Below are 10,029 nucleotides of genomic sequence, written 5' to 3'. Positions count from 1 at the left end.
CCAACGGCTTCGTCGAGACCGCCGCGAACATCCTGATCGCCCTCGGCCACGACACCCACCGGATCAAGACAGAACGGTTCGGCTGACCTCCACAACCACTCAGGAGGTACTGTCGGGGCATGCTTCCGGTGACGACGTCCGCGCAGGTTCGTGAGCTGGGCCCGGATGTGGCCGTGCTGCCGGTGGGGAGTTTCGAGCAGCATGGGTCTCATCTGCCGTTGATCACCGATACCGTGGTGGCGGCCATCATCGCGAAGGCGGTCGCGGATGTGTACCCCGTCCTGCACCTGCCGCCGATCACCATCTCCTGCTCGCACGAGCACGACGGTTTCCCCGGCACGGTCAGCATTTCCGCCAGGACGCTGTACGCGTTGGTCACCGACATCGCCGCTTCGGTGCGGAAGTCCGGGATCCGGCATCTCGTGCTGATCAACGGCCACGGCGGCAACTACGTACTGTCCAATGTGGTCCAGGAGTCCGGCGGCATGGCCCTGTTCCCCACCGAGGCCGGCTGGACCGCCGCGCGCCAGGCCGGTGGGGTCGTGCTCACCAACGAGGCCGACATGCACGCCGGGGAGTTCGAGACCTCGCTGCTGCTGCACGCCCATCCGGAACTGGTCGCCGACGACTACGCCGAGCATGACCATGTGACGGGCGACCGCCCGCACATGCTCACGGTGGGGCTGCAGGCCTACACCACGTCCGGCGTGGTGGGGCGGCCTTCCCTGGCGTCGGCGGAGAAGGGCCGGGCCGCGCTGGCCAGCTTGGTCACGTCCTTCGCGGACGTGCTCTCCGCCCTCAAGTCGTCCAGCTGAGGCAGCATGTGTGCCAGCCGCTCGCGCTTCGCCTGCAGGTACGGCAGGTTCTCCACGTTCGGGGTGATCAGCAGCGGCACCCGTTCGGTGATCCGGATGCCGTAGCGGCGCAGCGCGCTGAGCTTCTCCGGGTTGTTGGACAGCAACCGCACCGAGTCGATCCCGAGGTCATGGAGAATGTCCGCGGCCACGTGGTAGTCCCGCGCGTCCACCGGCAGTCCTAACGCGACATTCGCCTCGACGGTGTCCAGGCCCTGTTCCTGCAACCGCATCGCCTTGAGCTTCGCCAGCAGCCCGATGCCGCGGCCTTCGTGGCCCTGCAGGTACACGAGCACGCCCCGGCCCTCGGCCACGATCGCGCGCATCGCCGCGGCGAACTGCTCGCCGCACTCACACCTGTTGCAGCCGAACACATCCCCGGTCAGGCACTCGGAGTGCAACCGGGTCAGCACGCCCTCGCCGGAGCTGATGTCCCCGTACACCAAGGCGATCTGCTGGTAGGAAACCGCGGGATCCCGGTAGCCGATCGCCCGGAAGTCACCGTAGACGGTCGGCAGGGTCGTGTCGGCCAGCCGCTCAATTGCTACCTGTCGCATAGCGCTTCTTTTCCCATCTCTGCACCACCGGAGCCTGAGCGACCAGCACGAGCGCTCCAGGAAGGGTCGAGACCAGCGCGAGCACGCCGTAGACCACCGCCGTGGTCAGGCCCTGCGCCGCTCCCAGACCCGCCGCGCCGAACGCCAGCGCGGTGACACCTTCCCGTGGACCCCAGCCCCCGACGTTCAGCGGCAGGCTCATCGCGAACAGCGACAACACTGCCAGCGGCAGCAGCTGCCCGACCGTCGCGTGCAGACCGGTCGCGTCCGCCGCCACCACGAACAACGTGATGTTCCCGCACAGTCCCGCCAGCGAGAGCAACCCGACACCGGGCCAGGTCCTGCTCGACAACAGGCCGATACGGACATCGTCCAATGTACGCCGCAAACCGGAACCACGCCGGGCCAGCCGCCTGCTCACCGCGAACGTCACCACCGCCAGTGCGGCCGCGACCACGATGACCCACACGATGTCCTGCGCGCCACCGGGCAGCAGGGAAGGTGTGCTGAGCAACACCGCGACCCCGACCGCGATCAGGACCGCCTGTCCCGCAACGCGTTCGAGCACCACGGCCTTCACGCCGCGGGCGATGTCGCCTTCCTGCTTGCCGTGCTTCCACGCCCGGTGCGCGTCACCCACGATGCCCGCTGGGAGCACAGAGTTGAGGAACTGGGCGCGGTAGTAGTCGGACACGGCCTGCGGCAGGGTCAGCTCGAGGCCGAGCCGGCGGGCCACCAGGCACCAGCGCCAGGCGCTGGCCACCGTGGTCCCCATGCCGATGCCCAACGCCGCGAGAATGTTCCCGGGGTTGACCAGCCGCAGACTGTCCACAAAGCTCTGGGTGCCCACTTTCCAGAAAAGCACACCTATGATCGCCAGACCCGCGAGCATCTGCAGCCAGGGCCACACCTTTCGCATCACCAAACCGCCTTCGGTATCGCCAGCAAGTCGGTGTGGTGCACTACGACCTGCAAGTCACTGAGCCTCCGCTCCAGATACGAGTGACCAGGCAGGTCCGGTTCAGCCTCGACGGCGGCCGACACCCATCCGCGCAGCCATTCGGCCGCCAGGGCGACATCGTCGGTGCCCAGCCGCCATGGACTGGGCCGCAGGTGTACCTCGAAATCGACGAACGCCTCGGCGGCGACGTCGGTCGCGTCGGGGCCGAGCAGGGTCCGGCCGTCGACCGTGCGCCGCTGGTGTGCGTTGAACGCGGCCTCGAACCGCGCGTCCAACGGGTCGGGATTGGCGAACTCCACCTTTCCCGCCACATTCAACGCGAACAACGCCGGCGAACCCGCTTTCACGCATGCCTGCACGAGATCGGTGACCTCCTCCGCGGTGAGCAGGTCGAGCAGGGCCGACGCGGTCACCAGTGAGGTCCCGGCCAGCTCGGACGCCCGCAGACCGGTGATGTCGCGCTGTTCGGCGATGGCGTTGTCGGTGATGGCCAGGGCCAGCAGCTGCGGGTCGCGGTCGTGCAGGATCCAGCGCTGCCGGCCGGGCAGCTTCGGGCTGAGCCAGCGGCCCATCGACCCGGTGCCGCAACCGAGGTCGCGGATGGTCAGGTCGCCGCCCAGCTGGGCCTTGAGCAGCTCGACCAGGTCCGTCGAGCGTGCGGCCGCGTCGGCGCCCTCGCGCAGCCGCAGCCACTCCGGTGGAATCGTGGTCAGCGAGCTGATGCTGCGCACTGCGGCCCTTTCTCCAGGTCGCCGAGCACCCGCGCGAGCCGCGCCGCGGTGGTGTCCCAGCCGGTCAACGTGTCCCGGCGGGCGAGGGCGGACGTGCGCAGCCCTCGCCGGAGGCCGGGTTCGGTCAGGAAGCGGCGCAGGGCGGCCGCGAGGTCATCGGGGTCCCCGGGGCGGACCAGCATGCCGGGAACGGTCCCGTCCGGTGCGCGGCCCAGCGTGCCCGGCCCGGCGTTCGCCGCCGTGACCAGCACCGGGAGCCCGTGCGCCAGCGCTTCGGTGATCACCATGCCATACGTCTCGCCGAGCGACGGCAGCACCGCCAGGCCGGCCTCGGCGTACTCGGTCTCGAGGTCGTCGGCGGACCGCGGGCCGGTCAGCAGGAACCTGTCCGCCAGCCCATGCCGGTCGACCAGGGCACGCAGGTCTTCGACGTAGCCGGGGTTGCGGGCCAGCGAGCCCACGCAGTGACACGTCCAGTCGAGGTCGGTGAGCTGGGCCAACGCGTGGGCGAGCACGTCCTGCGCCTTGTGCGGGGTGACCGCGGCCACGCACAGCAGCCGCGAGCCCGTGCCGGGCGCGACCGGCGCCGGGTCGACGCCCGGGGACACCACGTGCACGCGCTCGGCGGGTAACTCGTGGTGGCGGACCAGCCGCGCCGCGGACCACTCGCTGGTCGCGATGACCGCGTGCGCCGCGTGCAGGGTCTGCCGCTCCTTGGCGTCCAGCTCGGCCGCCACCTGCGGGTCGCGGCCGGTCTCGTCGACCAGGGGCATGTGCACGAGGACCGCCACCCGCAGGCGCTGGGCCTGCGGGACGACGACCTCGGGAACACCGCAGGCCACGAGCCCGTCCAGCAGCACGGTCGTGCCACTGGGCAGGTCACGCAGCGTACGGTCCAGTTCGTCGCGGGCGGCCGGGCCGGGAAGCGGCCAGCCGCCGTCGACGGCGTGCACCACGGGGCGCAATGCCTGGGACATCCGCAGGTCGTAGCTGTTGCCACCGCTCGAGACGGTCACGTCGGCCACATCGCCCGGGAGCACGAAAACGGTCACAGGGCCCGCCGGTATCCCGCCCAGGCGACGTGCGACTCACGCAGAGTGACCTCGATCTCGGCTATGCCGCGGGCCAGCTCACCGAGCTTGCCGTCGTGGATGCGCTCGGCGATCCGGTCGGCGATGTGGCGGGCCAGGAACTCGGTCGACGTGTTCACGCCCTTGAACTCGGGCAGCTCGTCGAGGTTGCGGTAGTTGAAGGCGTCCAGGACCTCCTTGAGCTGGACCGTTGCCAGGCCGATGTCGACCACGATGTTGTCCGCGTCCAGCTCGGCGCGGTGGAACGTCGCGTCCACCACGAAAGTCGCCCCGTGCAGCCGCTGGGCCGGCCCGAAGACCTCGCCCTGGAAACTGTGCGCGATCATGACGTGATCGCGGACGGTCAGGCTGAACACCTGTTCCCCTTCCTATGCGCTCCCATAACCAATACGCAGACACAGCGCCCGTAGTTCACCGCCGGCCAGCTTCGGCATGATCTCCGGCAGGTCGTCGAAGGCCACTTCGTCGCTGATCAGGGCATCGAACGCGGGGTCCGCGAGTAGTTCTAACGCAGTGGCCATGCGCGTGCCGTAGTCGCGGCGTGGATGCGCCACCACCCCCACCTGGCTCGCCTTGATCGTCAGCCGCCTGGAGTGGAACCACTCCCCCAGCGGCACGTTCACGGGTTTGCCGCCGTACCAGCTGACCTCCAGCACAGTGCCTTCCGGCGCCGCCAGCTCCAAGGCGCGGGCGAGGCCCTGCTCGGTCGCGCTGGCGTGCACCACCAGGTCGCAGCCGCCTTCGGCCCGATCGGGTGTGACGAAGCCGATACCGAAGGCTTCGGCTATCGCCGCCTTTTCTTGGTCCACATCGATGAGTTGGACCTTCGCGGCGGGGTACCCGTTCAACAACTTGGCAATGCTGGCACCGACCATTCCCGCGCCGACGACGGCGATCCGGTCACCGAGCCGCGGTCTGGCATCCCAGACCGCGTTGACCGCGGTCTCCACCGTTCCGGCCAGGACCGCGCGGGCCGCCGGTACCGAGTCGGGGACGAGGTGAACCATCTGAGCCGGCACCACGTATCTGGTCTGATGTGGATAGAGGCAGAAGACCTTCCGGCCGGCGAACCGCGCCGGTCCCTCCTCGACGAGGCCGACGTTCAGGTATCCGTACTTGACCGGCGCCGGAAAGTCACCGTCCTGGAACGGCGCCCGCATGGCGTCGTGCTGGTTGTCCGGCACCAGGCCGCGGAACACGAGGGTCTCGGTGCCTCTGGACACACCGCTGTAAAGGGTGCGCACAAGCAGGTCGTCCGGTCCACGCTCCGGCAGCTCCACCGGCCGGATCTCGCCCACACCGGGCGAGGCCAGCCAGAAAGCGCGCTCTGTCAACGTTTTCCTCCCGGGTCGTCTAGGCTCGGGAAACGATACGGGGAAGGTCAGCAGTGAGCAGGACGAGCAGAGTCGCACTAGCGGTCGGCGCGGCCGGCCAACTGGTTCTCCTGGGCCTGCTCAGCCTCGCGGCCGGGCTCGGCCTGATCGGCTGGGTCGCCGGGGTGGTCTACAGCACGGTCGTGATCACCGCCCTGTATCGGTCCGGTGTGTACAAGCTGGGGCCGGCCGACTACGTCACATTGGCCCGGGCCACCCTGGTGGGCTGCGTCACCGCGATGGTGGCCGACACCGTGAACCAGCCACCGCCGATGGTGTTGTTCGTGATCGTCGCGTCGATCGCGCTCGCGCTGGACGCCGTCGACGGGAAGGTCGCCCGGCGCACCGGGACCTCGTCGCCGCTGGGCGCGCGGTTCGACATGGAGGTCGACGCGTTCCTGATCCTGGTGCTGAGCGTTTTCGTCGCGCAGAGCCACGGGGTGTGGGTGCTGGCGATCGGGCTGATGCGGTACGTCTACGTCGCCGCGGGCTGGGCCATGCCGTGGCTGCGCGGGTCTCTGCCGGTGAGCATCGTCGCCAAGACCGTCGCCGCGCTGCAGGGCGTGATCCTTGTCGTCGCGGCGTCCGGGCTCCTGCCGCCGGCCGTGTCGTTCGGCTTGGTGGCGCTGGCGCTGGCCGCGCTGGCCTGGTCCTTCGGCCACTCGGTCCGGTACCTGTACAGGGCCCGTGACCTGCGGGGGGTGGCAAGGCCACGGGCCATCACGGTGCGGAACCACCGTGAGCACAACCTTGGCACGGTGTTGTTCCGAAAAAGTTCCCCCCGGCTTCCCTAACTCGTTACGTCCTTCGTGGCGAAGTTAGCCCAGGCAGCGGCGAAGAACAGTCCGATGTAGACAAGCTGGAGCAGCACGCCGTTGTCGATGTTGCGCCACAGGATCGGGTCACGGAAGAAGTCGATCCACGACAGCCAGTAATGGGTCGGCAGGTACGGTTTGATGACGGTCGCGGCCTCCAGGGCCTCCAGCACCGAGCTGGTGACCAGGACCGCGATCGCCCCGAGGGCGGCGCCGAGCGCGGAGTCGGTGAGCGTGGACAGGAACAGGGCGATGGCCCCGAACCCCACCATCGACAACACGATGTAGCCGACCGCGCCGAGCAATCGCAGGACCACGTCGACAGGTCCGAGGCTGGCGCCCGACAACGACGTCACGCCCCCTGGCTGCCCCACTGCCTCGGCGCTGCCACCGAACAGGCTGACGCCGGTGATCAACCCGGTGATCACCACCAGGACCACCGCGCCCACAACGAACACCGCGACGGCGATGAGTTTCGCGGTGAGCAGCTTGGTCCGCCCGACCGGCCGCGCCAGGAGGTAACGCAGGGTGCCGGTCGAGGCCTCCCCCGCGATCGAGTCCCCGGCGATCACCGCGACCGCCAGCGGCAGGAACACGGGCAGCACCAAGGCAAGCGCCGCGGCCGGATAGAGCGACCCATTGGCCAGCACGGCGGAAAGAAACGCCCCGCCCTGCCCGGGCGGTGGCGCGATCTTCGTCGTGGCAAGGAAAACCGCCACCACGATCGGCAACCCGCAGAGCAGGGCCACGCTCAGCCACACCCGCGGCCGCAGCACCAGCTTCTGCAGCTCGACCCTGATCACACCACCACCTCCGAGGACGCGACCCGGTCCGCGCCGGGGCCGGTCGCGGCCAGGACCACTTGTTCCAGGGACAGCCGCTGCGCGGTGATGGCGGACACGCGGACGCCTTCGCCGACGAGCCAGGCGTTCAGCTCGGCGGGATCCGCGTGCGTGACAATGACTTCCTCGCCCGCGTGGGAGACCACTTGTCCGTTGAGCATCCCGATGATCTTCTCCGCGTCCGGGCTCTCGACCACCACCCGTCCGGTGGGCGCCCGCAGCGAGGCGAGCGTGTCTTCGAGCACAAGGCGCCCGCGATCGACTATGCCCACCCGGGTGCACAGTTGCTCCACTTCGGACAGCAGGTGGCTCGACAGGAACACCGTTGTGCCGCCTTCGTTCAGCGCGACCAAGAGGTCCCGGATCTCGTGGATGCCCTGCGGGTCAAGGCCGTTGGTGGGTTCGTCGAGGACCAGCAACTTGGGGCGCCTGAGTAACGCCGCGGCCAGGCCCAGCCGTTGCCGCATGCCCAGCGAGTAGTTCTTCACCGGCCGGTCGTCGATCCCGCCCAGCCCGACCTGGTCCAGCACCTCGGCAATCCGCGCCTGTCTGGCACGTCGACCCTCCCGCAGACCGACAGCGTCGATCAACGCCAGGTTGCGCCGTCCGGACAGGTACGGGTAGGCCGCGGGTCCCTCGATCAGCGAACCCACCTGCGGCAGAACCGCCGAAGCACGCGCGGGCATCGGCTGCCCGAGCACCTCCATCGTCCCGCTCGTGGGGAACACCAGGCCCAGCAACATCCGCACCAGCGTCGTCTTGCCGGAACCGTTGGGGCCCAGGAAGCCGTAGCGGTCGCCTTCCCGGACGTTCAGCGACACCGAGTCCACCGCGAGCACGGAGCCGTAGCGTTTGGTCAGGGCCTGGGTTGTGATCATCGGTTTCCTCTGGGCAGCACGGACAGTTCGGCGCCCGCTTGGGCGAGGACACGACCGGACACCAGACCGGCCAGCAGGTACGTACGGCGGGACCGCGCGGCCCGCACCACCACGAGCGACAACGGCGGAATATCAAGCGAAACGGTGTTCTCAGCGGTCTTGGCGCCCGCCTTGGTGGCGGCGTCGATCGCGGAGTTGGCGATATCGCGCGGAAGTTGAATGACCACAAAGGACGAAAGGCCGTAGCCGTATGTCCCGATCCCGGGCAGCACCAGGTCGTGCAGTTCCCGTCCGGCGAGCTGCGACGGCGGTGTGGTGAGGCCGAGCGAAGCCAGGATCGGGCTGATGTCCGGTTCGTCCCCGACCTGGAACGGCGCGTTCTGCGGCGGCGTCATCACCGGCGAGCCGAGCGAGAACTCCAGGAACCGGGCCATGATCACCGGCGACGAACCGCCCCGCGCGGTCACCTCGACCTGCAACGGCACCCCGGACTCGTCCGCCCACATGTCTGCGAACCCGATCGTCGTGTCCGGATCGGCGGGTTCCAGCCGCAGCCCGGCCGCCGACACACCCGCGACCCTTCTTGACGGGATGCTGCGGACCGGATCCCCTGGCGCGGCAGCCAGAATCCGGCGCGCGAGGTCGGGCGGCAGCAGATCACCGGCCCGGGGCAACCGGATCGGCAGCTCGGGCACGGCGGTGAGCGTGCCTTCGCCGTAGTCCCACACGTACTCGGCGCCCTCGAACCGGTACACATCGCGTTCGTTGGCGGTGTTGAGCACATCGAACCGGAACTGGTCGCGTCCGTTGTACCAGGTGCGCATCTGCGTCGTGCCGGTCAGCATCGACGTCACCGAGGCGAGCTTGGGCAGCTCAGGCACGGCGAGGCGGCCGACGCTCTCGGCGTACCCCTGGTGCGCGACCCCGTCCGAGCCGAGCATCAACGCGCGCAGCCTGGCCGGGTCGGTCTCCGCGCCCGACGCGGGCAAGGACACGACCGGCACCGCGGCCGCGGCGGCGGTCAGCCCCGCGACCACGAACCAGCGTCTGTTGCGCCGTATGTCCACGGTCCCATCCTCACGGCGAGTTCGGGTGTCAGGTCCTACGATCCACAAACGGCGAACAATCCGGGTAAAGATTGAAACCGTGAGAACGTGGTGGCGAGGCCTCAGCGCCCGCCGGCGCCTGCTGATGACCGTCGTATCGGCCCTGGTCGTGGTGCTGGTGGCGGCGTTCGTCGTGCCCCGGCTGCTGTCCGGCTCACCCGCCGCGGACACCTCGAAACCTGGCACAGTTCTGCTCATCCCCGGCTACGGCGGCAGCCAGGCGGCCCTCAATGTCCTCGCCGACGCCATCCGGGCGACCGGCCGCCCGGCGGAGGTCGTGGCGCTCCCGGGTGATGGCACCGGGGACCTCCAGGAACAGGTGGCGACCCTGGACAAGGATGTCCAGCAGGCATATGCGGGAGGTGCGCCGTCGGTGGACTTGATCGGCTACTCGGCGGGTGGCGTGGTCGCCAGACTGTGGGTCGACCGCAACCCGCGGGGCGCACGCCGGGTGGTCACCCTCGGCTCCCCCCTGCACGGCACGCAGATCGCCTCAACGGGCACCACGGTTCTCCCCGACGCCTGCCCCACCGCCTGCAAACAACTCGCCGTCGGCAGCGCGCTGCTCAAACAGGTGGAGAACCGCCCCGTTCCTGTCCCTTGGCTGTCAGTGTGGACAGAACAAGACCAAACGGTCATCCCACCGACTTCGGCCCGCCTCGACGGCGCCGTGAACGTCCCCCTCCAAGGCATCTGCCCCACCGCCCAAGTGAGCCACTCCCAACTCCCCACCGACCCCGCCGTGACCAAGCTCGTCCTGCAGGCCATCAGCGCGGATCCCCTGTCACAACCCACATCCGGTGTCTGTCGCTAGAAAGGAC

Annotated in this window: 11 protein-coding genes and 1 pseudogene; 3 read left to right on the top strand and 9 right to left on the bottom strand. The window is 69.2% G+C overall.

Going from position 1 to position 10,029, the window contains the following annotated elements:
- The first annotated feature begins 119 nt into the window (after nt 1-119).
- A complete protein-coding gene (locus AB0J95_RS10055) occupies nt 120-815 on the top strand; it encodes a creatininase family protein (RefSeq protein ID WP_364754987.1) in 696 nt (231 codons plus the stop codon).
- Between the two features lie 56 nt (nt 816-871).
- Here the strand turns inward: AB0J95_RS10055 and ribA are convergent.
- The 6 genes and pseudogenes from ribA to AB0J95_RS10025 form a co-directional block, all read right to left on the bottom strand.
- Nucleotides 872-1,411: pseudogene (ribA, locus tag AB0J95_RS10050) on the bottom strand (GTP cyclohydrolase II); the annotation flags it as partial.
- Nucleotides 1,392-2,330, bottom strand: a complete 939-nt coding sequence (locus AB0J95_RS10045) for a lysylphosphatidylglycerol synthase transmembrane domain-containing protein (RefSeq protein WP_364754984.1) — start codon at nt 2,328-2,330, stop codon at nt 1,392-1,394. The pseudogene ribA and the gene AB0J95_RS10045, both read right to left, overlap by 20 nt.
- On the bottom strand, nt 2,330-3,085 hold the full coding sequence (locus AB0J95_RS10040) for an SAM-dependent methyltransferase (RefSeq protein ID WP_364755061.1): 756 nt from the start codon (nt 3,083-3,085) through the stop codon (nt 2,330-2,332). The genes AB0J95_RS10045 and AB0J95_RS10040 overlap by 1 nt, the downstream gene beginning before the upstream one ends.
- Nucleotides 3,082-4,155 carry a glycosyltransferase family 4 protein gene (locus tag AB0J95_RS10035; RefSeq protein WP_364754982.1) on the bottom strand — a complete coding sequence of 358 codons (1,074 nt, stop codon included), beginning with the start codon at nt 4,153-4,155 and terminating at the stop codon, nt 3,082-3,084. Before AB0J95_RS10035 ends, AB0J95_RS10040 begins: the two co-directional genes overlap by 4 nt.
- Nucleotides 4,152-4,550 (bottom strand): 6-carboxytetrahydropterin synthase, encoded by a 399-nt coding sequence (locus AB0J95_RS10030; RefSeq protein WP_364754980.1) that lies wholly within the window; start codon nt 4,548-4,550, stop codon nt 4,152-4,154. Before AB0J95_RS10030 ends, AB0J95_RS10035 begins: the two co-directional genes overlap by 4 nt.
- A 12-nt stretch (nt 4,551-4,562) precedes the next feature.
- Nucleotides 4,563-5,528, bottom strand: a complete 966-nt coding sequence (locus tag AB0J95_RS10025) for a zinc-binding alcohol dehydrogenase (RefSeq protein ID WP_364754978.1) — start codon at nt 5,526-5,528, stop codon at nt 4,563-4,565.
- Nucleotides 5,529-5,581: 53 nt separating this feature from the next.
- Here AB0J95_RS10025 and AB0J95_RS10020 point away from each other — a divergent pair, with 53 nt between their 5' ends.
- The gene (locus AB0J95_RS10020) at nt 5,582-6,361 is read left to right on the top strand and encodes a CDP-alcohol phosphatidyltransferase family protein (RefSeq protein WP_364754976.1); all 780 of its coding nucleotides are present in this window, start codon (nt 5,582-5,584) and stop codon (nt 6,359-6,361) included.
- Here AB0J95_RS10020 and AB0J95_RS10015 read toward each other — a convergent pair.
- The 3 genes from AB0J95_RS10015 to AB0J95_RS10005 are packed head-to-tail and all read right to left on the bottom strand — an operon-like array spanning nt 6,358 to nt 9,169.
- A complete protein-coding gene (locus AB0J95_RS10015) occupies nt 6,358-7,185 on the bottom strand; it encodes an ABC transporter permease (RefSeq protein WP_364754975.1) in 828 nt (275 codons plus the stop codon). The two genes, AB0J95_RS10020 and AB0J95_RS10015, sit on opposite strands and share 4 nt — an antisense overlap.
- Nucleotides 7,182-8,102 (bottom strand): ABC transporter ATP-binding protein, encoded by a 921-nt coding sequence (locus tag AB0J95_RS10010; RefSeq protein ID WP_364754972.1) that lies wholly within the window; start codon nt 8,100-8,102, stop codon nt 7,182-7,184. The genes AB0J95_RS10015 and AB0J95_RS10010 overlap by 4 nt, the downstream gene beginning before the upstream one ends.
- Nucleotides 8,099-9,169, bottom strand: coding sequence for a hypothetical protein (locus AB0J95_RS10005; protein WP_364754969.1), 1,071 nt, complete (start codon nt 9,167-9,169; stop codon nt 8,099-8,101). The genes AB0J95_RS10010 and AB0J95_RS10005 overlap by 4 nt, the downstream gene beginning before the upstream one ends.
- Nucleotides 9,170-9,248: 79 nt before the next feature.
- Between AB0J95_RS10005 and AB0J95_RS10000 the strand changes: the two genes are divergently transcribed.
- On the top strand, nt 9,249-10,022 hold the full coding sequence (locus AB0J95_RS10000) for a lipase (RefSeq protein WP_364754966.1): 774 nt from the start codon (nt 9,249-9,251) through the stop codon (nt 10,020-10,022).
- The last annotated feature ends 7 nt before the right edge of the window (nt 10,023-10,029 follow it).

It is taken from the genome of Actinocrispum sp. NPDC049592, from assembly GCF_040675465.1.
Lineage (GTDB): Bacteria > Actinomycetota > Actinomycetes > Mycobacteriales > Pseudonocardiaceae > Kibdelosporangium.
The sequence above is the reverse complement of the archived record's forward strand: the minus strand, read 5'-3'. Positions and strand labels throughout refer to the sequence as shown.

Coding starts and splice junctions, on each gene's coding strand:
- AB0J95_RS10055 (WP_364754987.1), top strand. CDS start 120: ATGCTTCCGGTGACGACGTCCGCGCAGGTTCGTGAGCTGGGCCCGGAT.
- AB0J95_RS10045 (WP_364754984.1), bottom strand. CDS start 2,330: ATGCGAAAGGTGTGGCCCTGGCTGCAGATGCTCGCGGGTCTGGCGATC.
- AB0J95_RS10010 (WP_364754972.1), bottom strand. CDS start 8,102: ATGATCACAACCCAGGCCCTGACCAAACGCTACGGCTCCGTGCTCGCG.